Here is a 22,345-nt window from a genome sequence, read left to right on the forward strand (position 1 = left end):
AAGGCGTGGTGGTCCGGGTTCTTCGAGGGCGTCCGCACCCCATGCCCGCCGCGGCGACCGATGCGGTGGAGCACGGTGTGGCGGATGACGCGGCTGGGCCGACCGCCGGTGATCTGACAGCCGGCCCAGTACGGCGCCGGTCAGTGTCCGTGGCTGCTCAGCACCGTCACGAGGAGGCCGTGATTCTGTGGAGTCAGTGCCTGGACCTCATGGACGGTGTGGCCTCCGACCGGAACAAGAAGGAGCTGAAAGCGGTTCGCTCGGCCATGGGCGTCCACACCAAGCGGGGAATCCCCGGTGCCGTCGAACTTGCCGAGCGGGCTTCCGAAGTCGCCTCCTACTGACCGGAGATACCGAGCTGATCGATCAACACTCGTGCTGCCCAGGCACGTCACCGTCGAAGGGGTGGGCCGGCTCCCCGGAGCACCGCAGGCCCGGTGGTACCAGTCGGCCCGCCGAGCAGGGTGCTCGGCGGGCCGGTTCGGAGGTCGTCAGGGGGTGCCGGTGGGCGGGGCGGTGCGGGTGAGGGCCTGCTGGCGCAGGGTCCGCAGCTGGTCGAAGAGGGGCTGGTCGGTCCCGAGTACGGTCTTCTCGACGTCGGACTGGACCTGCGTCACCGTGCCGGCGAGGTCGGCCTTCTCCTGGCAGTGGGCGGAGGTCTTCGCGAGGGAGAGCTCGCGGCCGATGAGGTCGTGGGTCTTCGTCGGGTCGGAGCCGTCCTGCTTCAGGCGTTGGTCGATCGAGGCGACCGGGTCGGCGAGGTGGCCGGCCGGCTCGCCGGCGGCGGCCATGCAGTCGTGCCAGCGGTTCTCGGCGGAGGTGAAGCGGGCGTCGGCCTGGACGCCGGTGACGACCTTGCTGCTCAGTACCTGGAACCTGTTGAACAGGCGGTAGTAGTCGGGGCCGTAGAGGGCGTCGCCGGCCTGGGTGAGGCAGGAGTCGCTGTTGTAGAAGAACTGCTGGCCGTCGGGCAGGTCGACGGTGACGCGGTGGGCCTCGGTGCCCAGCAGCGCGGCCTTCCACGGCTCGGCGGTGGCCTGCGCCTGGTTGGGGTCGGCGGGCTTCTTCAGGTTCAGCGCTGTGCTGATGACCCCGAAGCCGTCGTTGGCGGCCTGGGCGGTGGTGAGGAGGCCGTACGGGTTCGTGTCGAGCCGGTGGTCACCGGTGGCGAGGGCCTGGGGGCGGTAGTCGAATCCGCGGCCGCGCATGCAGCCGGCGACGAGGTTCTCCTCGGCGTTGTGCAGGGCGACGCGCTGTTGTTCGTCGTAGTGGGTGACGCCGCCGAAGGGTCGCGGCTGGGGCCCGGGCGGGGTGGTGCCGCCGGACGAGGAACATCCGGCGGCACCGATGCCCAGGAGGACCACCGCGAGGGCGAGGGAGATCCTGGTCTTCATGGGGTGGGTCAGACCGTGCACCAGCGGTTGGAGAGGATCTGGGGCAGGTTGCTCTGGATCTGCGTCCAGCCCTGGCCGCGGTAGAGGATCCAGCCCTGGCCCTGGGCGTACTTCTGGGCGTAGACGACGACGTTGCAGCTGTTGCCGTTGTTGAACGCCGAGCCGCCGAGGCTGTCGTTGAAGTTGGAGTACATGCTGAGGTCGTCGTTGTCCTGGTACACGGTCTGGACAGCGCCGGAGTAGTTGGCGTTCCAGTAGACACAGAGGCCGCCCGCATTGCAGTCGGACGGGGCCGCCTGGGCGGCCGGGGCGAGGACGACGCCCGTGCTCAGGGCGATGCCCGCGGCCATCGCGAGGGCGGCGACGGTCTTCTTGAACATGTGAGGCTCCTTGATGAGAAGGAAGTGCCGTACCGAGCGGACCTGATGCTCCGTCGGTGATCAACAGCCTGCTGGGCGATCGACGCCGTGGCTACTGGTGCACGCTGCTGTGAGACGTCGGGAGACGTTGAGACGTGTCTCACACTTCTGGCCTGCGGTTCGTTCGGGAGCGCCCGGACTGACTGTGAGACGGGGACGACCTGGTGGGACACCGTCTCCAACCCGTCGCCAACGGCAAGGCCCGCCGAGCGGTTCGCTCGGCGGGCCGGGGTGGATCGGGTTGTGCGTCACGTCAGTGCGACGACGGCCGCCGTGCTCGCTGTCGAGCGCGGCGGCCGGGGCTTCGGGCCGAGTCGCTACGGCGCGATGACGTAGCAGTAGAACCGGTCCTGCTGGGAGGCGGTGGCGCCGGTGCTGGTGTCGGTCACCGTCACCTGCACGGTGGCCACGTTGTTGGAGCGACAGCGACCGAAGGCGCTCTCGGTGGCACCGCCGGAGGTGACGTTGGCGTTCACCAGTGGCGTCCAGCTGTAGCTGTAGGCCCCGCTGCCGCCGCTCGCGGTGGCATCGCAGAGCCAGGCGCTGTTGCCGACACCCTCGCAGGACATGCTGACGCCCAGCGCGCCGTCCGCATGGGCCGGGGCGGCGAGCCCGAGTGCGGCCAGCGCGAGCAGCGGGGCCGCGAGGGCTCCGATGCGCCGGGTCGAGGGCTGGAGTGCGGACCTGATCATTGAACCTCCTGTGAGAGGACATGACATCCAGTGGTCTGAGCGGGTCCGACTCTGCAGTGATCAAGCGGTACCCACAAGCCCCCGGTGGGTCGAACTCGGGTGAATGTACGACTGGATCAGTACTTATGGCAGCTGATCTCCGCCACCCTGCCGGGAAAGCCCGCGATGCCGCCGACTTGACGGTCGGCTACTGCATCCCCTGCCGCTCGAACACCGTGGGGCGCCTGTACAAGACTGTCGATGAGCACCCGAGATGATCGATCAGCATCCGGGCTGCGCAGCGCCGACGCCGAAGCCGCCGGCCGGGCCGGCGGCTTCGGAGGACACCGAGAGCTGGTCGAGCGAGACGACCACGTCCGGGGAAGCGGCGCGAACGGTGGTCACGGCCACATCCTGATCCGCCCACCCCCACGCCGCTACACCTTTTCGGGGCCCGCGATCGAGCGGCCGAAGCGGTCGGGGCGTGGCCGAGAGCGCCGGCTCAGCACTGCCGGCGTCAGGTCGTGTCCCGCGTCACGCCCAGGGGTCGGTGAAGGAGCGGCCGGGGACGGGCTTGGCGACGAGGGCGATGGCGGTGAAGAAGTTGACCTGGCCGATGGCGATGGTCAGGGTGGTGAGCGCCTTCTCGTCGTAGTGCTCGGCGACCTGGGCGTACAGCTCGTCGGACACCCGCTCGCGGTGGGCGGAGGGCTGGAGCACAGCCTCCACCAGGGCGAGCGCGGCGCGCTCGGGGCCGGTGAAGTACGGCGAGTCCTGCCAGGAGGCCACCGAGGTGATCCGCTCCTCCGACTCCCCGGCCTTGCGGAGGAAGCCGGTGTGCAGGACGGTCAGGTAGGTGTTGCCGACGATCTGTCCGGCTCGCAGCTGGACCAGGCTGATCGTGGCGCGCGGGACGGAGCGGTTGCCGGTGGCCCTGAACAGGGCCGCCGAGACGTCAGCCAGTTCGGGGACGAGCTGCACGGGGTCCTGCGCCTGTCGCGGGCGCAGCGGGATCTCGGTGGTGATCGAGCGGGTTTCCATGGGCCGGTGTCCTTTCGGAGTGCTGTTACCGGTCCGACGGATCGCGCCGATGGAATGTGACAGCGGAGGTCTCAGGGGAGTAGCGAGACCTGGTAGTGGGCGATGGACCAGCCGTCGGCCGTCCGGTGGAGAAGGACACCGAGGTTGACGGTGAGGGTGGGGCGGTCGGTGAAGGCGAAGTCGACGCCCAGATAGCCGAGGAGAAGGTCGTCGGCGAGCCGGCGGGTCTCCATGACGCGGTAGTCGGCGGTCATGCCGAGCGGCTGGGAGGCGTAGTACTCGGCGATGCCGGTGCGCCCGACGGTGTAGGGGTGGAGGCCCTGGAAGATCGCGTCGTCGGTGAAGCACGCGGCGACCTGCTCGGGCTCGTGGGCGTCGACGGCGGCCTTCCAGCGGTCGACGACGCCGCGCAGGATGGCTGCGTCGCTCATCGGGTGCCTCCCGGGCCGGGGTCGTTGGGGTGTGGGGAGAGCGGGGTGACGGTGTCCTGACGCCACACCCGCAGCGGCATGGAGGCGAGCGCCTGTTCCAGCCGCTCCTCGTCGGGGGCGCTGAACAGGCCCCAGGTGCGCCACTCGCCGGGAGCGAGCGGGGGTCGCCAGAGCCGCAACAGGATTCCCTGGCCGGCGAGTTGGAGGGCGCGCTCGGCCTCGCGCGCCCGGATGTCGGCGACCGCCTGCTCGGTGGTTCCGTCGGGGACGGTGGTCACCATGTCGACCAGGAATTCCATCGGTGTCCTCTCGTGCGGGTCACCCGGAGTATCGAGGACGTCGCGGGCGCGGACGACCTGCCACGCCGATCACTCCGGCGACCCAGCCCCTCGGCTCAGCACCGCAGGCGTCGGGCCGTCGGGGCGGACGGTGATGCTGTAGGCGGCGCGGGTGGGGGTGGAGCGGAAGGTCACGGTGTGGGCGGGGAGGAGGAGTTCGAGGAGGGTGGTGGTCTCTCGCAGGGCGAACTGGGTGCCGAGGCAGGCGCGGGCGCCGAGGCCGAAGGGGAAGTAGGCGGCGAGGTGGGCGGGGCGGGTGCCGCCGGGGGTGAAGCGGGTGGGGTCGAACTGCTCCGGGTCGGGCCAGAGGGCCGGGTCGCGGTGGGTGAGGTACGGGCAGACCAGGACGTCGGTGCCGGCGGGGATGTGGTGGCCGGCGATGACGTCGTCCTCGACGGCGTGCCGGGGGAGCATCCAGGCTGCCGGGTAGAGCCGGAGGGTTTCGCTGACCAGGGCCTGGGGGTCGGCGGTGCGGGCCTCGGGGTGGCGGTCGAGGAGCAGGTACAGCCACGTGAGGGTGGTGGCGGTGGTCTCGTGGCCGGCGACCAGCAGAGTGACCAACTCGTCGCGGATCAACCGGTCGGTGTATTCGGGGTGTTGGGCCCCTGCGTCGAGGAGGACGCGGAGGACACCGGGGGCCTCGGAGCCGCGGGCCGCGTCGATGGCGGCCTGGGCGATGGCGTCGATCCGGGCGAGGTCCGCGGCCACCGCGTCCCGGGCGTCGGCCGCGTCGGTGGGCAGGGCCGGCATCGCGGCCACCACCCGTTCCACTGCCCGGAGTTCGCTCTCCGCATGGTCGTCCAGCGGGTGGCCGGTGAGGGCCCGCCAGATGGTGTCCAGGGCGAAGCGCCGCATCTCCTCGCCGAGGTCGAAGGTCTCGCCGCTGCGCGCGTACCCGGCCCAGCGGTCGGCCGTCCGCCGGGCGGCCTCGGCGATGCGCTGCTCGTAGCGGCGCATGCCGGTGCCGGTGAACTGTGACTGCAGCAGCCGCCGTTGACGCTTCCAGGCGTCCCCGGTCGCGGACAGCACACCGTCGCCGACGAGCATCCGCGCCCGGTGCGAGCGCTTCACGTACCGGTCGGGATGGCGTCCGAGGACGTGCTGTACGGCGGCCGGATCGGTGACCAGCACGGTCGGCGTCGGGCCGAGGCGGAAGGCCGCGATCCCGCCGAGGCCGCGCTGCGCCCGGGTTAGCAGGTCGACGAGGTCGGCCCCCTCGGCCCGCCACTGCTCGACGGCCTCCACGGGAAGCTCGGGGACGGCGGGGTGCGCTTCGGTGGCCACGGGCTGCTCCGATCGTGCTGAGGGTCCGTCGGGCCGACTCTATGCCAAGACGCTGCTGCGCCGCGGTCCGTCCCCCTCGACGGGCCGCGGCGCAGCTTCCCTCTGCGGGCGAGAGGCGTCAGAGACGCTGCCACAGGGTCGGGACGATGGGCGGTTCCCAGCCGGCGGACGCGCCGTGGCTCCATCGCCTCGATGCGGATGCGGGTCGAGTCCGGCGCGGCGGCGGCCCTGCGCGACCTCGTGGCGGCCGTCGACGACCCGGCGCTCGCCCGGCAGGCGCTGGCCGCCGCGGAGAGCACGCTGCAGCTCCTTGGGCCCGCCCAACTCACGTCCACCCAGCTGCTGTTCACCGTCCGCCTCGCCGACTGCCATGCCTGCGCGCACGACCTGCAGACCGCCGTCGCGGTGCTCGGACGGAGCCTGGAAGCGGCGCCGGACACCGCACTCCCGGCGCTCGTCGGGCACGAGCTGCGCGGCCTGCGCGAGCGCCTGGCCGGGCACCGCCCGGAGGCGGCCCACCGGCTCGCGGAGCTGGCGGGATCTTGACGAAGAGCGGCGATCACGCCACTCGCGGGCCGGGTGCGGCCCGGGACAGGATTGGGGCATCACCCCACCAGCAGGAGTCACCTCATGACCAGCAGCGCCGTGCTCTCCGTCCCCGCCGCCGACCCGGCCCTGGCCGCCGCGCACTACCTCTCCCGGCTCACCTTCGAGGCCGACGTCTCCGACGTGCGCGCCGACCTGCTGGCCGGCGTCCCCGGCCTGGTGGTCGTCGACTCGCGCGCCGACGCGGCCTGGTCCCAGGGCCGGATCCCCGGCGCCGTGCACCTGCCGACCGCCCGGATCCCGGAGCTGGCACCGCAGTTGATCGACCGCGACGCGACCGTCGTCACCTACTGCTGGGGCCCCGGTTGCAACGGCGCCACCCGCGCGGCGCTCGCGTTCGCCCGGCTCGGTTACCGGGTCAAGGAGATGCTCGGCGGCTTCGAGTACTGGGCGCGCGAGGGCTTCCCGTACGACACCGACCACGGCACCGAGCAGCGTCCGGTCGACGACCTGACCGCCCCTCGGTCGGGCATCTCCTGCGCCTGCTGACGGGCGCGGCCCGGGCGCTGCACCCACCCAGGCATGGCCGCGCCGCCGCACCCACCCCCGACGGGCCCGGACGGGGGCGGCGCTGCACTCGGATCACCGGATGATCACCACGTCACCGTCAGCCGGCGCGGACTGCGGGTGGAGAACACGCACCGCCACTCGATCGCCTCGACCGGCTCGGCCAGCCGGAGGCCCGGCAGTCGGGTGGCAAGCCGGTGGAGCGCCAGGCGCAGTTCGAGCCGGGCGAGCCAGGACCCCAGGCAGTAGTGCGGCCCGGCACCGAAGGCCAGGGTCGCCGCCTCCAGCTGCTCGAAGAGGCCGTCGGACAGACCGGTGGTGAAGACCTCGGGGTCCCGGGCGGCGCTCGTCCGGTCCACGATCACCACCGCGCCGGCCGGGATGGCCACCCCGCCGACCACCGCCTCCCGGACGGAACGGCGGAGGGCGCCCAGTCCCTCGCCGAGCGGGATCGTGTGCAGCAGCCGGTCCGCCGCCATCTGGGCCGCGTCCTCGGTGGTGAGCCGGGGCCAGGCGTCCGGGCGCTCGCCCAGCAGGTACACCAGGGAGTTGCCGAGGGTGGCGACGGTCGTCTCGTGGCCGCCGGCGATCAGGCCGCAGACGAGCTTGATCAGGCGCTCCTCGGAGATCCCGCCCTCGCGGTCGGCGGCCACCACCACACGGCTGACCAGGTCGGCTCCGGGCCGCCGGCGCCGTTCGTCCAGGAGTTCGGCCGCGAACTCGGCGAACTCCGCTAGCACCGCCCGGACTTCGTCGACCGGGCAGCTGCGGTCCGCGAACAGGTGGTCGGTCCAGTGGCGCAGACGGTGCCGGTCTACGTCCTCCACGCCCATCAGCCGGCTGATCACCTCGACCGGCAGGGGCATCGTGAGGGAGGCCACCAGGTCGGCGGGCGGGCCGTGGTCGACCACGTTCTCGACGAGCCGTTCCACCACCGAGGTCAGCCAGGGCACCCACTCGGCGACGGCCCTCGGGGTGAAGGCCTGCTGCATGAGGGAGCGCAGCTGCCGGTGCTCCGGGCCGTCGATGTTGGTGATGAAGCCGGGATCGCCCTCCAGGTTGGAGGCCGGGCCGAGCGGCGGGGCGTCCGGTCCGAACAGTGTCGCCCGGCCGAACCGCGGGTCGGTGAGCACGGACCGGACGTCGTGGTAGCGGGTCACCAGCCAGGCGGGTGTGCCGTTGGGCAGCGTGGTGAGCCGGGGCGGTCCGAACTCGGCCGGCCTCAGGCAGTGCAGGGGAGTCAGTGGGCGCTCCTCGACGGTCATGGCACCTCCAGTCCCGCGGGGCGGGGTTCGTGGGCTCTCGGTACGGCAGCAGCTTCGACCGATGCGCGCGGCCGATCCAGTCGGCCGTCAAGGACGAACTGACATATTCCGCCATTCGGGCTATCTGGATGTCGAATCACCTTCGTAGCAGGTGGCGCGGGCTGGAACGGACCCACCCGGGGCTCGCGGGCCGGATCGAGCTGGTCTCGGTGGCCTCGCCGGTCACCACCGAGCGGTTCACCGGTAACACCTACGGCAGCATCCTCGCCTGGCAGGCCTTCTCCGATGCCGAGGACGCCGCCAATCGGCTGGTGAACAAGGACCGGATGCGGCTGCCCGGCCTGCGCGGCTTCTCGATGGCGGGCCAGTGGGTCGGCATGGGCGGGCTGATCCGGGCGGCGACCAGCGGGCGGTTCGCCGTCCAGTACCTCTGCCGGGAACTGGGCCTGGACTTCCGGGCCTGGCCCAGCGACGACCAGGAGCCCTGGCACCCCGGCAAGTGGGGCCGGGTACCGAGGCTCGACCGGCAAGCCGTGGGAGCGAAAGAATGAACGAGCGGAGCATGGTGATCATCGGCGGTGGGCTGAGCGGTCTGTCCACCGGCTGCTACGCCCGGATGAACGGCTACCGGACCCGGGTGCTGGAGATGCACGAGATCTCCGGCGGCTGCTGCACCGGTTGGGAGCGGGGCGAGTTCACCTTCGACCCCACGGTGAGCTGGCTGCTCGGCAGCGGCCCGGGCAACGAGATGCATCAGATCTGGCTGGAGCTCGGCGCCCTCCAGGGCAAGCAGATGCGCAACTTCGACGCGTTCAACGTGGTGCGCGGGCGGGACGGCCGGCCGGTGTACTTCTACTCCGACCCGGACCGGCTGGAGGCGCACCTGCTCGGCCTCTCGCCGGCCGACGCCCGCCCGATCCGGCAGTTCTGCGGCGACCTGCGCAAGTTCCGCCGCTGCCTGACGCTCTACCCCTTCCTCAGCCCGGTCGGGCTGATGAGCCGGTGGGCGCGCTGGCGGATGCTGGCGTCCTTCGTGCCGTACTTCAACCTGATCCGCCGCTCGCTGGGCATCCTGATGACCGACTACTCCAGCCGGTTCCAGGACCCGCTGCTGCGTGAGGCGTTCAACTTCATCCTCTACGAGAAGCACCCCAACTTCCCGGTGCTGCCGTTCTACTTCCAACTCGCGGCGCACGATGGCCTGTCGGCCGGGGTGCCCGAGGGCGGGTCGCTCGGGCTGGCCCGGTCGGTCGAGGAGTGCTACAAGCGGCTTGGCGGCGAACTCACCTGCAACGCCAAGGTGGTGGAGATCCTGGTCGAGGACGACCGGGCGGTCGGCGTGCGGCTGAGCGACGGCACGGAGATCCCGGCGGACGTCGTGGTGTCGGCCTGCGACGGACGGGCGACGGTGATGGACCTGCTCAAGGGCCGCTACCTGAACGACACTTACCGCCGCCTGTACACCCACTGCATCGACCAGCGGGACCAGGTCTTCCCCGGCTACGTCGCCGTCTTCCTCGGCTTGCGCGAGCCGTTCCCGGTGGGGGACCCGTGTACGACGTACCTGCTCGACGAGGACCTGGCCGCACGCCTCACCGGCATCCGGCACCCGAGCATCAACATTCAGTTCCGCAGCCGTCATTACCCCGAGCTGTCGCCGAAGGGTACCGGCGTCGTGTTCGCCAGCTACTTCAGCGACATCGACCCCTGGCGGGCGCTGAGCACCGGCCCCGAGCGGGCCGCCCGGATCCGCCGGGGCGAGGAGCTGCACACCCTGCCGGTCGGGCGCGGCCGGGAGTACCAGCGAGAGAAGCGCCGGGTCCGCGACGCCGTCGTCGAACTGCTCGAACGGCACCACCCGGGGATCCGGGACGCGATCACGGTCAAGGACGTGTCCACCCCGCTCACCCAGCTCCGCTACACCGGCAACTACGACGGCTCGGTGCTCGGCTGGCAGCCGTTCGTGGAGAGCGGCGAGGCGATGGAGGAGGAGATCAAGCGGAACGGGCCGGTGCTGCCCGGCCTGCGCAACTTCTACCTGTCCGGGGTCTGGGCCACCACCGGTGGCCTGATCCGGGCCGCAGCCTCCGGCCGGCACGTCATGCAGTTCATCTGCCACGACGAGGGCCGGCCGTTCACCGCCACCCTGGACGACAGCGCGCCGTTGCCCACCCATCTCGTCGACCCCGTCGGCCAGTTCTGAAGGAGCTCTGCCGTGAAGTCCGTGAAGATCGAGAAGTGGATCGTCCGAGAGCACGTCGAGGGCGTCCCGGACGTCGACCGGATGTACGAGAAGGTGGTCGAGGACGTCGACGTCCGGCTCGCGCCGGACGAGATGCTGTTCCGGACGAGGTACGTCTCGGTGGACCCGTACCTCCAGGGGATCACCCTGGACACGCCGATCGGCGACCACATGGGCGGGGACTCGGTCATGGAGGTGATCGACGCCGGTTCGCGGGCGCGGTTCGCAGTGGGGGACCTGGTGCACGGCTTCGGGGGCTGGCGCAGTCACGTCATCGGCACCGGTGAGGCGTCGCCGTGGCAGACCGGGACGTTCCCGATGGTGTTCCCCGCCTACCGGCTGCTCGACCCGAACGACTACGACGAGGCGCTGCCGCTGTCGACGGTGCTCGGGATCCTGGGCGGCTCGGGCATGACGGCGTGGGGGACGGTGACGAAGTTCCTGGACGTCCGTCCCGGCGACACCGTGGTGGTCGGCGGCGCCTCCGGGTCGGTCGGCTCGCTGGTCGGCCAGCTGGCCAAGCGGCGCGGCGCCCGGGTGGTCGGCACCACCGGCTCGCCCTCGAAGGCAGCCCGGCTGCGCGAGCTGGGCTTCGACGCGACGGTGCTCTACCGCGATGGCGGCGACGCCGACCGGCTGCGCGGGGACCTGGCGAAGGCCGCGCCGGACGGCGTCGACCGGTACTTCGACAGCCTCGGCGGCACTCTGACGGACGTCGTGTTCACCATGCTGAACATCAACAGCAGGGTCGCGGTCTGCTGGCAGTGGGCCAGCCAGGTCGGCGGGGACTGGGTGGGGCCGCGCCTGCTGCCGATGATCATGTTCCCGCGTACGACGATCCGGGGCGTCTTCGCCCCGGAGTGGTTCACGGACGAGAACTGGGCGGCGCTGCGCGCGGAGGTCGGCGGCCTGGTGCGCAGCGGGGAGATCGCGTTCGAGCAGACCGTGCACCGCGGATTCGACAGCATCCCCGCCGCCTACCGCAGCCTGTACACCGACCGGGCGGCCGGCCGGGGGAAGGTGCTGGTCGAGCTCTGACCGGCCGGCCGGTGGGGCGCCGGCGGCACCCCACCGGCTTCGCGCCGGCAGGGGCGCCGCCGAACGCGTGCTGTCCGGAAAGGCGTTGGCGGATCGGGATGAGGCGGGCTATGCTCGCCGGCGATGACGACTCACTACTCTCACAGTTTGGGGGTCCCGTCCGCGCAAGGTGAGTGCTGATGGCCACTCACACCGCGTACGGGGATTCCCGCCGCTTCCGCTGGCTGCGCGTTCGCGAGTTCGCCGTGCCGCCCACCATGATCGAGACCGCGACCGCCCGCCGCCTCGCCGGAGACTGGGCGGGGGCGTGCGCCGCTGCCGGTTTCGACGTCGACCTCAACCTGCGGGCCGTGGCCCGTACTCACGGCCGGGACCTGGCCGCCCGGATCCGGGCCGACCTGCGCGTCCTGGCTCCCGACCTGCTGCGCTGGCACATGCCGAGGACCCGGTCGCGCGGGCTGCTGATGCCCGCGGTGACCGTCTCGCTCGCGCGGTACGACGGCGCCGGGCGCGACGGCGAGAGCCCGGTGCACCTGGTGGTCCGGACGCCCCCGTGGTGGGCGGACGGCGGCCAGCGGATCGCCCTGGTGCTCTGGGACGGATCCGAGCCGGACGCGGGCGCCCACCCGCACCCCAGGCCCAGCCGCCGCCACCGCCTCGACCTGCACCGACATTTGTGGGACGCGAGCCGGGCGGACGAACTGCGCGCCCGCTCCGGCGCCGACCGTCCGCCACCCGGCATCGGTCCCGAGCTGCACCCGTCGATCTCGCCCGACCTCCCCCTGGCCGTCGACCGCTGGGTCGACGAGGCACGGATCCTGCTCCGCGCCGACGGGCTGTCCACCGGACCCGTTCGCCTGTTCCTCGGGGGAAGCCACCGGCTGCTCCTCGATCTCGCGGCGACGGAGACCGACGGCCCGCCCGTCCTGCACCGCCCGCCCGTGCCGTCGATGCGCGGCCTTCCGGCGCTCCCGGACGCGGCCACCTGCGTGCCGCCCGACGTGGAGCTGCTCCGGGCCGGGCTGATCGAGCCCGGCCAACTGCACCCGCTGGTGGCCGCCGCCCTGGCTCCGGGCCACGCCGCCGTACCGAGAGCCCGTCAACGACCCGGTGAGCCACGCCTCGTCGACTGCCGGGGCGCCCGGCACCGGATCGGCCTGGTCGACGGGGTCCTCGCGCCGCTCGACCACGATCCGGCCGAACTGCGCCGCGAGGAACTGCTCGTCGCCCTGACCGGCACGCCACTGCCCTGTCTCCAGGAGATCGACCGGGTACACCGCGACCCGGAGTGCCTCGGCGACGTCCGCGGTCGGCTCGACCACGGTGACACCGCCGGCGCCGTGGCCGTCGTGGAGGCACTGCTCGGCCCCGACGCCGTGCTGCGCGACGGCCCACTGCGGGACGCCCTGGAGGAGGCGGAGCAGCGGCGGATCACGTACGGCCTGTACCGCGCCGGGCTGACCGGGCGCGGCCCGCTCGCCGTGCTCCCCTCCTCCGGCCACCGTTAGCACCAGCGCCACTCGCTCGGCCGTGGACGGCCGCCCCCAACTACCCCAAAGGTGATCACCCATGCCCTCGCACGCCCTCCTCGCCATGCCCGAGAAGTCCCGACTCGACGTCGCTGCCGACCTGTTGGCCCTCCTCGGCGACACCGCCACCGAACCCCGCCGGGACATCCAGCTGGAGGCCCTGACCCTGGCCGTCGCCGCCGACCTGCCCGTCCTCCTGTGGGGCGAGCCGGGCATCGGCAAGACCGCCGCCCTCACCCAACTCGCCACCACGCTGGACCTTCCGCTCACCACCGTGATCGCCAGCGTCCACGAGCCGTCCGACTTCTCCGGCCTGCCGATCCTCGGCGACGACCCCGCCGCGCAGGGCGTCCCGATGGCCCCGCCGGACTGGGCCGTCCGCCTGGTCCGGGCCGGGCGCGGCCTGCTGTTCCTGGACGAGCTGTCCACCGCGCCGCCGGCCGTACAGGCCGCGCTGCTCCGCCTGGTCCTCGAACGCCGCATCGGCACCCTCCAACTCCCGCCCGGCGTACGGATCGTGGCCGCCGCCAACCCGCGCTCCTCGGCCGCCGACGGCTGGGAGCTGAGCCCGCCGCTGGCCAACCGCTTCGTCCACCTCCAGTGGATCCACGACCACGAGGTCGTCGTCCGCGGCCTCGGCGGTACCTGGCCGCGGGCCACGCTGCCGCGCCTGGACCCGGACGCCCTGCCGGACGCGGTGGCCTTCGCCCGCCGCGCCGTCTGCGGGCTGCTCGCCGCCCGCCCCAAGCTCGTCCACCAGCTGCCGAGCAGCGAGGCCCGCCGCGGCGGCGCCTGGCCGTCCCCGCGCAGCTGGGACATGACGCTGCGCCTGATCGCGTTCGCGACGGCGGCCGGCTCCTCCCGGGACGTGCTGTCCCTGCTGGTCCGGGGCACCGTCGGGGACGGCCCGGGGATGGAGTTGCTGGCGAGCCTCGACCGGATGGACCTCCCCGACCCGGAGGACCTGCTCGCCGACCCGGCCGGCGCCGTCCTGCCCGAGCGTGGGGACCTGCGCCAGGCCGTCCTCGACGGCGTGGTGGCGGCCGTCCGCAACCGGCCGGACCGCGCCCGCTGGGACTCGGCCTGGGCGCTGCTGGTCCGGGCGATGGAGAGCGGCGCCCCGGACGTCGTGGTCGTTCCCGCCACCACGCTCGCCTCGCTGCGCCGCGAGGACTGGGACGTCCCGGCCGCGATCGAGCGGCTGGCCGGCGCGGTGGCCCTGTCCCGGCGGGCCGACCGCGCGGCGGACCGGGTCGCGGCGCTCGCGGGGAAGGCGGGCCGATGACGGACCGCGACCTCAGGCCGATGCCGGACCGCGTCCTCAGGCCGACGACGGAGCTCGTACTCGACGTGGACAAGCTCTTCGCCGCCCGCCTGCTGGCCGCCCGGGCCCGCCCCTACCTGGCGACGGCGCTGTTCGCCCTGCACACCGTGGAGTCGCGAGGGGTGCCGACGATGGCCGTCGACCGCCACTGGCGCTGCTACGTCTCCCCGGGCTTCGTCGCCCGCACGCCGGTCGAGGAACTGGCGAGCGTCTGGGTGCACGAGGTCTCGCACCTGCTGCGCGACCACCACGGGCGCAGCGACCGCTTCGCGCGGAAGCACGGCCTGACCGGCCCGGGGGAGCGGCTGCGGATGAACATCGCCGCGGACTGCGAGATCAACGACGACGTGTACGGCGACGGCCTGGTCCGCCCCGAAGGCGCCATCGTCCCGGACGACTTGAAGCTGGGCGCGGGTCAGCTGATGGAGGACTACCTGCGGCGGTTCCGGCTCGGGCCGATCACCCAGCACCTGTCCTGGCTGGACTGCGGCAGCGGCGCCGACGGGCTGGAGCGCCCGTGGGACCTCGGCCCGGACGGCGCCCACGGGCTCACCAGGCACGAACGGGACGCGGTGCGGTTCCGGGTGGCCCAGGGCATCACCGGCCGTCCCGGCAGCGCTCCGGAGGGCTGGCAGCGGTGGGCGGAGGAGGCGTTCCATCCGCCGCAGCCGTGGCGGGACGTGCTGGGCGCGGCGGTCCGCTCGGCCGCCGCCGGCGCGGGCGCGGGCGTGGACTACAGCTACGGCCGGCCGGCGCGGCGCTCGGCGGGCCTGCCCGGCGTCGTCCTGCCGAGCCTGCGCCGCCACCCGCCCCGGGTCGCGGTGGTCATCGACACGTCGGGCTCGGTCAGCGACGCCGAACTCGGCAGCGCGCTGCTGGAGGTCGCCGCGATCGCCCGCGCGGTGGGCGGCCGGCGCGACCTGGTCACCGTGCTGTCCTGCGACGCGGCGGCCGGGACGGTGTACCCGCTCTGCCGCGCCGAGGGCATCCCGCTGATCGGCGGCGGCGGCACCGACCTGCGCGCGGGCTTCGCCCGGGCGCTGCGATCACGGCCGCGCCCGGACGTGATCGTGGCCCTGACGGACGGCCAGACGCCCTGGCCGAGCGCGAAGCCGCCGTGCCGGACGGTGGTGGGCCTGTTCCCCCGGGGCACCCCGTCCTGGGCGGAGAAGAACCCCGACTACGTCCCGGACGAACCCCCGGCGTGGGCGCGGGTGGTGTCCATCGGGTGAGCGAGAAGTCGGTCAGGCCGACATCTGGCGCTGCGCCTGCTGGACCGTCGGCGTGGCCGCCTCCGGGTCCGTGCGGGCGGCGAGGAGGGGGCCGAGGACGCGGGTACCGGGGCCGATCCGGCCGCCGGGGCCGGGGAGTTCGGTGGTGTTGGCGGCGGTGACCGGCTCGCCGCAGTGGCCGCAGGCCATGACTGGCGTCGCGGCGTGGCCGCAGGCGAGGTGCCGGATCCGGGCCGGCGGGCCGGCCTCGCCCGCGTACCAGCGGTCGCCCCAGTTCATCAGGGCGAGCAGGACGGCGTGCAGCTCCGCTCCCTTCTCGGTGGCCCGGTAGTGCTCGCGCGGCGGGTGGTCCTGGTAGCGCTCGCGGACGAGCACGCCCTCGTCGACCAGCCGGGCCAGTCGCGCGGCCAGGATCTTGCGGGAGATACCGAGGTCGTGCGCCAGGTCGTCGAACCGCCCGATGCCCGCCAGGACGTCCCGCATGATCAGCGCCGTCCAGGCGTCGCCGAACAGGTCGGTGGCGCGGGCGATCGAGCAGGCGACGTCGGCGAGCGAGGTGCGGGTCATGGCCGCCAGGGTAGACGGGTTCCCCGGGGAAACCCAGCCTGTTAGGTTTCCTCGGGGAACCCGACTCGGGACAGAGCCGAGGCCCGGGACAGAGCAGAGGGAGCCAATCATGCGCAGCCGTCCGCACATCGAGCTCGATTCACCGACTCCGGAGGCCATCGACGGCCGGCACATCCGCGCCCTGTCGTTCCAGGCCGTCCGCATGGAGTACCTCGCCAAGGTCGCCCCCGACGGCACCGGCCGGCGCGCCCTGGTCGTGGGCGGCGGACGCGGACTCCCCGCCGCCGGCCTCGCCCGCCTCGGCTACCGGGTCACCGCCGTCGACCCGTCACCGATCGCCACCGAGTACGCCCGGGCCGCGCACGAGCGGGACGGCCTCGCGATCGCCAGCGAGGTGGCGGATGCCGAGGAACTCCCGTTCGCGGACGGTGAGTTCGACCTCGCCTACTGCGCCGATACCTTCGAGGTCACGGCCGACCTCGACCGCGTCCTCGCCCATGCCGCCCGGATCCTGCGTCCCGGCGGCACCCTGGTCTACGACACCGTCAACCGCACCCCGCTGTCCCGCCTGATCTACCTCGGCGCCTTCCAGGCGATCCCGGCGACCCGCATCATGCCGCCCCACCGCTACGCCGCCGCCCGGCTGCGCACCCCGGCCGAACTCACCGCCGCCCTGGCCCGCCACGGCCTGCACAACCGGGACATCTGCGACTTCAAGCCCCGCGACCCCCGCACCCTGATCCAGGCCATCCTCGCCCGCCGCGCCGGTCGGATCACCGACGACGAGATCCCGCCCCTCGTCGACTTCGTTCTCTCCCCGGCCGCCCGCCCCGTCGTCACCTACCTCGGCCACGCCCGCAAGCCCGCCTACCTCGGCCACGCCCGCAAGCCCGCCGCAGGTGGCTGAATCCCGACGGGGAGGTCTGCTGGGGGCCCCGCCTCGGGCCGTAGTCGTGTTTGACTACGGGCTCTTGGTCGTGTTTGACTAGCGCTGTGAGCACTGCACGACTCTTCGCACTCAGCGCACTGGCCCGACGCGGGCCGATGCACGGCTACCAGATCAGACAGGCGGCGCAGCTCGACCGGACCGAGCTGTGGACGGACGTCAAGCCCGGATCGCTGTACAGCGTGTTGCACCGGATGGCCGGGGACGGCCTCGTCGAGGTGGTCCGCACCGAAAAGGTGGGCAACCCGCCGGAGCGGACGGTCTACACGATCACCGAGCAGGGGCGCCGCGAATTGGCCGCCCTGCGCGACGCGGCGCTGCGCACGGTGCGCCTGCTGCCCGACCCGGTGGACCTGGCCCTGCAGTACACCGCGGACCTCACCGGCGACGAGCTGGCCGAGGCCGTCACCGCGCGCCGGCAGGCCGTGGCCGGCCAACTGGCCTCGTTCGAGGAGCAATTCGAGGCGGCCCGGCCTGACCTGGTCGGGCTCGAACCGCGGATCTTCGAACACTGCCTCGCCCGGCTCCGCGCCGAGCTGGCGTGGCACGACGAGCTGCTCGGGACCCTGCTCGACACGCTACGGAACACCCAGACACGCGAGACACCCTGACCAAGGAGGAAGTCATGATCCTGGTGACCGGAGCGACCGGCACCGTCGGCCGCGCCCTCGTCGACCGGTTGGCCGCCCTCGGCGCGCCGGTGCGCGCCGCGACCCGCCGGCCCGACCGCGCCGACCTGCCGGCCGACGTGGACGTCGCCTACGCGGACCTGGGTGAGCCGGACAGCCTGGACGGCGCGCTCAAGGGCATCCAAAAGGTGTTCCTGCTCGCCGACGGGCCGAACATCCCCGCGCACGACGCCAACCTCGCCCGCGCCGCCGCCCGGGCCGGCGTCGACACCGTCGTGAAGCTGTCCTCCGGCCGGGCTGCCGACCCGACCGCCGACGACCCGGTCCCACGCTGGCACCGAGCAGGCGAACAGGCCGTTCTGGACAGCGAGTTGGCCTGGATCTTCCTGCGGCCGATGGGCTTCATGTCGAACGTCCTGGCGTGGGCCGGCTCGATCCGACGGGACCGGACCGTCCGCGCGCCCTTCGCCGACGGCCGGGTCGCCGTCATCGACCCGGCCGACATCGCGGCGGTCGCGGCACGCGTGCTCACCGAGGAGGGCCACGAGGGCCGGGCGTACCTGCTCACCGGGCCGGAGGCACTCTCGCCCGGCGACCTGACCGCGACGCTGGCTGAGGTCCTGGAGGTGCCGCTGACCTTCACCGAGGTGTCGCCGGAGGCCGCGCGCGAGGCGATCCTCGAACACGGCGTCTCCGAGGCGATGGCGGACGCGATCACGGCTCTGCGGGCCGCCTCGCTGGAGGAGTTCACCTCGACCGTCACCCCGGCGGTCGAGCAGATCACCGGCCGCCCGGCGACCTCGTTCCGCGCCTGGGCCGAGCGCCACCGGGACGAGTTCCGCCATGCCTGAGCCGCACTGCGAACGCTTTCCAGCCACGTACGACCAGGAGTTGGTCCGCTAGCCGCTGATCTCGGGCACGATCATCGCGGCGAACGGCACTGTGGCGGCGAGCCGCTCCTCCAGCAACTCCCGGTAGCGGGAGGACTCGTAGACGGCGCGGGCCTGGTCGGCGTCGCGGAAGCGCAGGACGACCGTGTGGGTCCCGCCCGCCGGTCGTCCGCCCTCGTGCAGGTGGACCGTCCGGTCGGTGCTGGCCAGCAACTCGCCGCTGTCGGGCCCGAGCAGGACGGGTGTCGCCGCCTGGCGGTAGGCGTCCAGGCGCTGGGGGTCGGTGACGTCGTAGTTCAGAATCAGCAGGGCGGTCACGGGTGCTCCTGTCAACTGGTCGAAATATCAGCCATGGTGACATGGCGTCGGGCACCCGGCAGTAGGAGATCCAGGACGCGGGAGGTCGTCGCGGCGTCGAACCGGCGTCCGCGGGCCGCGAGATAACCGTCCGGGCGGACCAGGATCCAGTCACCGGAAGCGGCGCCGAGTGTTTGATGTACCGCCAGATGCATCATCGCGCAGCTGGAGGTCGAACTCGTGGCCCACCTGGGCGCCGAGGACGTCGCGGCACTGCGCGACGTCCTCGGCCGTCCCTGGCCCTGACGGCGGTAGGCCCAGTGCCCGGCCGGGCGACCATCGCTCAGGACACGAGCGGCTGCTCCGCAACCTCCGTCAGCCGCACGGTGCACAGCCCGCCGCGCTCGGCCTTGACGTCCGTCACCTTGAGCTGCGTGCCCGGCAGGAGGATGAACTCCTCCTCGCCGGTGAACGAGGAGAAGTTGCGGATGCCCACTGCCCGGGCGGGCTCCACCTCGAAGAGCGTCCGCTTGCCGCGGCTGCCCAGGAACGACCGCGCCACGCCGAACTCGGACGTGCACGAGGAGACGCCCCACCAGGTCACGGTCCGTCCGAGCGGGTACTGCGCCCGCAGGTCCAGCGACACCCCGCGCCACAGCGGCTCCCTGCGGACCGGAAGCCCCGACACCGCCGAGAACAGCAGCCGCAGGTACGGCAGGTACGGGACGACCCTGGTCCGGTCCGGGGAGCGCAGGACGGCGTTGATCTCCCGGTAGAACGCGGACTCGCAGGTGTAGAGGTAGAGCGCCGCGATCGCGTCGGCGGACAGCCCGGCGGCCGCCTCGTCGTCCGCCCGCCGCTTGCCGAACTCGTGCGACCGCGTGACGTGCCGGTCCAGGCCGGACAGCAGCTCGGCGACCGGGCCGACGGCGTCCCGGAAGTCCATCAGCGGGGTGTCGAACACCCCTGTGATATCCGGGAGTTCGAGACCCTCGTCCTTGACGCTGGCGAGTCGCTCCAGGTAGAGCTGGTGCAGCTCCATGGTGGACGCGATGAAGGCGCCCATGCGTTCGGCGACGCCGCCGTCCGCCCCGCCGGTCTCCGCCGCGGCCTTGTTCCAGCCGGCGCTCGGCAGCCAGTCGATCGGGTCGACGCCCAGCGATGCCAGGGCGTCGTTCACCATGCCGAAGTGCTCGCCGTCGCAGAAGATGTCACCCTGCGCCGCCGGATTGGCGTGGTCGATGTGCCGGACCTCGACCTCGGGGTACTTCTTCTGGAGCTGGAGGACGACCTTCTTCAGGTTGCGCGCGTGCGCCCCCCACCACGCGAAGACGACACCTCGGTCCTCCTCGGGCCCGTTCTGCTTGGCCTTGAGGATCTCCTCGACGATCCGCTCGGCGACCGGCCGCCAGAACGCGGTGTGCCGGTCCGGCCCCATCGCCCCGTCGCTGCTGGCGGTGAGCGCCGCGTTCAGCAGCAGCACGCCCTGCGTGAGCATCGCCTGGAACCACTCCGGCGGCTGGACGGTGTCCTGCTTCTTCAGGAGCGCGCGTATGTCGGCGATCGGGGTCTTCTTGGGGATGCCGTACTTCCACATCGCCGCCGCCTTGATGATGCAGCGGATACTGACGACCCTGCCGAACTGGCTGTCCTTCCAGTCGTGGAAGGTGTTGTCGAACATGGCGATGCCCGTGGCACTCTCCGGCCGCGGGTACGGGTTCTGGCCGAAGACGACGACCTTCCACTTGTGCGGCGCGTTGGGCTTGAGCGCCTGGAAGGTCAGTTCGCGGACGGGGACGACCTCCGGGCCGCGGCCCGGGCCGATGAACGCGGCCGCGTCCGGCTGCGCCTCGATGACCGGCTTCAGCAGCGGAAGCCACGGTTCACCGCCGCCCTTGAACAGCTCGGCGAGGGCGAGCGGGTCGTTCGGACCGGGCTGGGCGGGGGCGTTGGCATCGCTCATGGTGGCGGAACTCCGAACTGTCACGACGTGCTGATGGAAGGAGAGCATGGAAGGAAAGCGCTGCTGAGAGTACGTCAGCCGACCGACAGCCCCTCCGCGCCACCTGTCAGTGGTGCGCGGTAGCGTCCTTCGTGACGGAGAGACCGCATCCCGATCGGAGTGGAGCATGACCATGGACCGCGCGCAGTTGCCGCTCAAGGTGGTGTTGACCGACATCAACACGACGGTGGTGGAGGCATGGCGAGCGGCGTTCGCCGACACCCCCGAGATCGAGATCCGCGCCGGCTCGATCCTCGACGAGACGGTCGACGCCTGGGTCAGCCCCACCAACTCCCGCGGCCGGATGGACGGCGGGGTCGACGCGGTCATCAAGCGGCACCTCGGGGTCGGCATCCAGCTGCGCGTCCAGCGGGCGATACGCGACCGGTTCGCCGGCAAACTCCCCGTGGGCAGCGCCGTGTGCGTCCCGTCCGGGGCGGCCAACCCGAAGTTCCTGATCTCGGCCCCGACGATGGAGGCGTCCTCGCAGAACGTGAGCGAGACCCTCAACGTGGCCCTCGCCTGCGCCGCCGCGTTCCAGGCGATCCACCAGCAGAACAGCAAGGCCCCGGGCAGCATCGAGTCGGTCGCCCTCGTCGGCATGGGCGCCCAGACCGGCCGCGTCCCGGCCCGGGTGTGCGCCAACCTGATGTGGACGGGCTACACCTTGTTCAACGACTTCACCTTCGAGGACTACGACGACCTGCGCCACACGATCACTGCCCAGCTCGACGACATCGAGAAGGCCCCCGTCGACCAGCGCGTCCGCATCACCCCTCCCACCACCCGCCCCACCCCCTCCCGCCGCCGCTGACCGCCCCGGAGTGGGCCCCTGCGGCAGCTGACTGAAACCGGGGCGGTTTCGCGTCGTGCGTACGACGCGAGACCGCCCTTTCGCGTCCGCCGCTCCGGCGCACCGGGCGGCGCGGAGCGCTGAACGGCCGCCCACGCCAGGCTTCCTGGGCCTGCCGGGCGGGCGGCAGGCCGCGAAGTTCCCCGTGATCGCGATCTGTCAACTTGCGGCCAATGGGCCCTGGAAGGGTCTTCCCGACCGCGTCGGTGGACGCAGGATTGACCGTGTCGGGCCCGACGCAACGCACAGCCTCGAAGCACCTTCTGTCGAACCAAGGAGACTCAACCGTGCGAAAGACCTGGGCTCTTCGAGCCGCCACCCTCACCCTGGGTGCGACCGCCGCCCTGGGCCTGGCTGTCGGCTCGGCCGGCGCCGCCACCGCCCCGTCAATTCTCCAGCTGGGCGACACCGGCCCGTCGGTGAAGTGCGTCCAGCAGGGACTGAACCTCGCTAACTCGGCCAACCTCGTGGTCAACGGCACGTTCGACCAGGCCACCTACAAGGCCGTGGTCGCGTTCCAGCAGGGCCTGACCACTGTGAGTACGACCGGCAAGGTCGACCCGCTCACCGGCAACGCCATCTTCGGCATTATCGACATGCAGGCCATCTCCACCCAGGGCCTCGACCTGATCCAGTGGGAGCAGAACTGCATGTACCAGATCCCGCACACTTACTGACCACTGGAAGCGGCTCCAGCGGCACCTGACTGAAAGCCGGGTTCTTCTTCTGCGGCATGATCGAGGAACCGGTGGAGAAGGCGTCGTGCAGCGTGATGAAGCCGAACTCCTTGGTGTTCCAGATGATCACCTCCTCCGCGATCCGGGAGAGGTTGATGCCGAT

General features: G+C 72.2%; 25 protein-coding genes and 3 pseudogenes. 15 read left to right on the plus strand and 13 right to left on the minus strand.

The features are described 5' to 3' along the window. Positions 1-117, plus strand: a pseudogene (locus tag KV557_RS43750) (glycosyltransferase family 2 protein); the annotation flags it as partial. A gap of 62 nt (positions 118-179) precedes the next feature. Beyond that, a complete protein-coding gene (locus KV557_RS43755) occupies positions 180-344 on the plus strand; it encodes a hypothetical protein (protein WP_256178627.1) in 165 nt (54 codons plus the stop codon). A gap of 147 nt (positions 345-491) precedes the next feature. Here KV557_RS43755 and KV557_RS39155 read toward each other — a convergent pair whose 3' ends face one another. The 8 genes from KV557_RS39155 to KV557_RS39185 form a co-directional block, all read right to left on the minus strand. After that, positions 492-1,394 (minus strand): hypothetical protein, encoded by a 903-nt coding sequence (locus KV557_RS39155; protein ID WP_218206639.1) that lies wholly within the window; start codon positions 1,392-1,394, stop codon positions 492-494. Between the two features lie 8 nt (positions 1,395-1,402). Beyond that, positions 1,403-1,774 carry a peptidase inhibitor family I36 protein gene (locus KV557_RS39160; protein WP_218206641.1) on the minus strand — a complete coding sequence of 124 codons (372 nt, stop codon included), beginning with the start codon at positions 1,772-1,774 and terminating at the stop codon, positions 1,403-1,405. A 356-nt stretch (positions 1,775-2,130) separates the two neighbouring features. Continuing rightward, complete coding sequence (locus tag KV557_RS39165; RefSeq protein ID WP_218206643.1) at positions 2,131-2,505, minus strand: hypothetical protein; 375 nt, start codon at positions 2,503-2,505, stop codon at positions 2,131-2,133. A gap of 261 nt (positions 2,506-2,766) precedes the next feature. Further along, positions 2,767-2,889, minus strand: a complete 123-nt coding sequence (locus KV557_RS43760; RefSeq protein ID WP_256178628.1) for a hypothetical protein — start codon at positions 2,887-2,889, stop codon at positions 2,767-2,769. Positions 2,890-3,018: 129 nt separating this feature from the next. Beyond that, positions 3,019-3,525, minus strand: a complete 507-nt coding sequence (locus KV557_RS39170; RefSeq protein WP_218206645.1) for a carboxymuconolactone decarboxylase family protein — start codon at positions 3,523-3,525, stop codon at positions 3,019-3,021. Between the two features lie 71 nt (positions 3,526-3,596). Continuing rightward, positions 3,597-3,956: an SgcJ/EcaC family oxidoreductase gene (locus KV557_RS39175; protein ID WP_218206647.1), complete on the minus strand. Its 360-nt coding sequence runs from the start codon at positions 3,954-3,956 to the stop codon at positions 3,597-3,599. Continuing rightward, positions 3,953-4,255, minus strand: coding sequence for a muconolactone Delta-isomerase family protein (locus KV557_RS39180; protein WP_218206649.1), 303 nt, complete (start codon positions 4,253-4,255; stop codon positions 3,953-3,955). Before KV557_RS39180 ends, KV557_RS39175 begins: the two co-directional genes overlap by 4 nt. A 69-nt stretch (positions 4,256-4,324) precedes the next feature. Then, on the minus strand, positions 4,325-5,578 hold the full coding sequence (locus KV557_RS39185) for a cytochrome P450 (protein ID WP_218206652.1): 1,254 nt from the start codon (positions 5,576-5,578) through the stop codon (positions 4,325-4,327). A gap of 192 nt (positions 5,579-5,770) precedes the next feature. Between KV557_RS39185 and KV557_RS39190 the strand changes: the two genes are divergently transcribed. Together KV557_RS39190 and KV557_RS39195 are read left to right on the plus strand one after the other, a co-directional pair. Then, complete coding sequence (locus tag KV557_RS39190) at positions 5,771-6,124, plus strand: hypothetical protein (RefSeq protein WP_218206654.1); 354 nt, start codon at positions 5,771-5,773, stop codon at positions 6,122-6,124. A gap of 84 nt (positions 6,125-6,208) precedes the next feature. After that, positions 6,209-6,673, plus strand: coding sequence for a rhodanese-like domain-containing protein (locus tag KV557_RS39195; protein WP_218206656.1), 465 nt, complete (start codon positions 6,209-6,211; stop codon positions 6,671-6,673). Between the two features lie 104 nt (positions 6,674-6,777). Here the strand turns inward: KV557_RS39195 and KV557_RS39200 are convergent, their stop codons facing one another. Beyond that, on the minus strand, positions 6,778-7,956 hold the full coding sequence (locus KV557_RS39200; protein WP_218206658.1) for a cytochrome P450: 1,179 nt from the start codon (positions 7,954-7,956) through the stop codon (positions 6,778-6,780). A 161-nt stretch (positions 7,957-8,117) separates the two neighbouring features. Here KV557_RS39200 and KV557_RS39205 point away from each other — a divergent pair. The 6 genes and pseudogenes from KV557_RS39205 to KV557_RS39230 form a co-directional block, all read left to right on the plus strand. After that, positions 8,118-8,507, plus strand: a pseudogene (locus KV557_RS39205) (NAD(P)/FAD-dependent oxidoreductase); the annotation flags it as partial. Between the two features lie 11 nt (positions 8,508-8,518). Beyond that, positions 8,519-10,159 (plus strand): phytoene desaturase family protein, encoded by a 1,641-nt coding sequence (locus KV557_RS39210; RefSeq protein WP_218206679.1) that lies wholly within the window; start codon positions 8,519-8,521, stop codon positions 10,157-10,159. A gap of 21 nt (positions 10,160-10,180) precedes the next feature. After that, positions 10,181-11,236: an MDR family NADP-dependent oxidoreductase gene (locus KV557_RS39215; protein WP_218206681.1), complete on the plus strand. Its 1,056-nt coding sequence runs from the start codon at positions 10,181-10,183 to the stop codon at positions 11,234-11,236. Between the two features lie 179 nt (positions 11,237-11,415). Continuing rightward, on the plus strand, positions 11,416-12,744 hold the full coding sequence (locus KV557_RS39220) for a hypothetical protein (protein ID WP_218206660.1): 1,329 nt from the start codon (positions 11,416-11,418) through the stop codon (positions 12,742-12,744). Between the two features lie 61 nt (positions 12,745-12,805). Beyond that, on the plus strand, positions 12,806-14,050 hold the full coding sequence (locus KV557_RS39225; protein ID WP_256178629.1) for an AAA family ATPase: 1,245 nt from the start codon (positions 12,806-12,808) through the stop codon (positions 14,048-14,050). A 20-nt stretch (positions 14,051-14,070) separates the two neighbouring features. Further along, positions 14,071-15,321: a vWA domain-containing protein gene (locus KV557_RS39230; RefSeq protein ID WP_218206684.1), complete on the plus strand. Its 1,251-nt coding sequence runs from the start codon at positions 14,071-14,073 to the stop codon at positions 15,319-15,321. A gap of 12 nt (positions 15,322-15,333) precedes the next feature. On the opposite strand, the gene KV557_RS39235 is transcribed toward KV557_RS39230, so the two are convergent. Then, positions 15,334-15,888 (minus strand): winged helix-turn-helix transcriptional regulator, encoded by a 555-nt coding sequence (locus tag KV557_RS39235; RefSeq protein WP_218206662.1) that lies wholly within the window; start codon positions 15,886-15,888, stop codon positions 15,334-15,336. 109 nt (positions 15,889-15,997) lie between these two features. Here KV557_RS39235 and KV557_RS39240 point away from each other — a divergent pair, with 109 nt between their 5' ends. From KV557_RS39240 to KV557_RS39250, 3 genes are all read left to right on the plus strand, one after another. Continuing rightward, positions 15,998-16,795, plus strand: coding sequence for a class I SAM-dependent methyltransferase (locus KV557_RS39240; RefSeq protein WP_218206664.1), 798 nt, complete (start codon positions 15,998-16,000; stop codon positions 16,793-16,795). Positions 16,796-16,881: 86 nt separating this feature from the next. Then, positions 16,882-17,445 (plus strand): PadR family transcriptional regulator, encoded by a 564-nt coding sequence (locus tag KV557_RS39245; protein ID WP_218206666.1) that lies wholly within the window; start codon positions 16,882-16,884, stop codon positions 17,443-17,445. Between the two features lie 14 nt (positions 17,446-17,459). Then, positions 17,460-18,314, plus strand: a complete 855-nt coding sequence (locus KV557_RS39250) for an NAD(P)H-binding protein (protein ID WP_218206668.1) — start codon at positions 17,460-17,462, stop codon at positions 18,312-18,314. Between the two features lie 48 nt (positions 18,315-18,362). Here KV557_RS39250 and KV557_RS39255 read toward each other — a convergent pair whose 3' ends face one another. Both KV557_RS39255 and KV557_RS39260 read right to left on the minus strand, forming a co-directional pair. Beyond that, positions 18,363-18,671, minus strand: coding sequence for a DUF1330 domain-containing protein (locus KV557_RS39255; protein WP_218206670.1), 309 nt, complete (start codon positions 18,669-18,671; stop codon positions 18,363-18,365). A 322-nt stretch (positions 18,672-18,993) separates the two neighbouring features. Beyond that, entirely contained in the window at positions 18,994-20,613 is a 1,620-nt protein-coding gene (locus KV557_RS39260; RefSeq protein ID WP_218206671.1) for an ADP-ribosyltransferase domain-containing protein, read from the minus strand. Between the two features lie 166 nt (positions 20,614-20,779). Between KV557_RS39260 and KV557_RS39265 the strand changes: the two genes are divergently transcribed. Further along, positions 20,780-21,466, plus strand: a complete 687-nt coding sequence (locus tag KV557_RS39265) for a macro domain-containing protein (RefSeq protein WP_218206674.1) — start codon at positions 20,780-20,782, stop codon at positions 21,464-21,466. 326 nt (positions 21,467-21,792) lie between these two features. Further along, positions 21,793-22,182 (plus strand): peptidoglycan-binding domain-containing protein, encoded by a 390-nt coding sequence (locus KV557_RS39270; protein WP_218206677.1) that lies wholly within the window; start codon positions 21,793-21,795, stop codon positions 22,180-22,182. A gap of 22 nt (positions 22,183-22,204) precedes the next feature. On the opposite strand, the pseudogene KV557_RS39275 reads toward KV557_RS39270, so the two are convergent. Continuing rightward, a pseudogene (locus KV557_RS39275) lies at positions 22,205-22,345 on the minus strand (lyase family protein); the annotation flags it as partial.

It is taken from the genome of Kitasatospora aureofaciens, from assembly GCF_019192735.1.
Taxonomy (GTDB): Bacteria; Actinomycetota; Actinomycetes; order Streptomycetales; family Streptomycetaceae; genus Kitasatospora; species Kitasatospora aureofaciens_A.

Coding starts and splice junctions, on each gene's coding strand:
- KV557_RS39155 (WP_218206639.1), bottom strand. CDS start 1,394: ATGAAGACCAGGATCTCCCTCGCCCTCGCGGTGGTCCTCCTGGGCATC.
- KV557_RS39160 (WP_218206641.1), bottom strand. CDS start 1,774: ATGTTCAAGAAGACCGTCGCCGCCCTCGCGATGGCCGCGGGCATCGCC.
- KV557_RS39165 (WP_218206643.1), bottom strand. CDS start 2,505: ATGATCAGGTCCGCACTCCAGCCCTCGACCCGGCGCATCGGAGCCCTC.
- KV557_RS39170 (WP_218206645.1), bottom strand. CDS start 3,525: ATGGAAACCCGCTCGATCACCACCGAGATCCCGCTGCGCCCGCGACAG.
- KV557_RS39175 (WP_218206647.1), bottom strand. CDS start 3,956: ATGAGCGACGCAGCCATCCTGCGCGGCGTCGTCGACCGCTGGAAGGCC.
- KV557_RS39180 (WP_218206649.1), bottom strand. CDS start 4,255: ATGGAATTCCTGGTCGACATGGTGACCACCGTCCCCGACGGAACCACC.
- KV557_RS39190 (WP_218206654.1), top strand. CDS start 5,771: ATGCGGATGCGGGTCGAGTCCGGCGCGGCGGCGGCCCTGCGCGACCTC.
- KV557_RS39195 (WP_218206656.1), top strand. CDS start 6,209: ATGACCAGCAGCGCCGTGCTCTCCGTCCCCGCCGCCGACCCGGCCCTG.
- KV557_RS39200 (WP_218206658.1), bottom strand. CDS start 7,956: ATGACCGTCGAGGAGCGCCCACTGACTCCCCTGCACTGCCTGAGGCCG.
- KV557_RS39210 (WP_218206679.1), top strand. CDS start 8,519: ATGGTGATCATCGGCGGTGGGCTGAGCGGTCTGTCCACCGGCTGCTAC.
- KV557_RS39220 (WP_218206660.1), top strand. CDS start 11,416: ATGGCCACTCACACCGCGTACGGGGATTCCCGCCGCTTCCGCTGGCTG.
- KV557_RS39225 (WP_256178629.1), top strand. CDS start 12,806: ATGCCCTCGCACGCCCTCCTCGCCATGCCCGAGAAGTCCCGACTCGAC.
- KV557_RS39230 (WP_218206684.1), top strand. CDS start 14,071: ATGCCGGACCGCGTCCTCAGGCCGACGACGGAGCTCGTACTCGACGTG.
- KV557_RS39235 (WP_218206662.1), bottom strand. CDS start 15,888: ATGACCCGCACCTCGCTCGCCGACGTCGCCTGCTCGATCGCCCGCGCC.
- KV557_RS39240 (WP_218206664.1), top strand. CDS start 15,998: ATGCGCAGCCGTCCGCACATCGAGCTCGATTCACCGACTCCGGAGGCC.
- KV557_RS39250 (WP_218206668.1), top strand. CDS start 17,460: ATGATCCTGGTGACCGGAGCGACCGGCACCGTCGGCCGCGCCCTCGTC.
- KV557_RS39260 (WP_218206671.1), bottom strand. CDS start 20,613: ATGAGCGATGCCAACGCCCCCGCCCAGCCCGGTCCGAACGACCCGCTC.
- KV557_RS39265 (WP_218206674.1), top strand. CDS start 20,780: ATGACCATGGACCGCGCGCAGTTGCCGCTCAAGGTGGTGTTGACCGAC.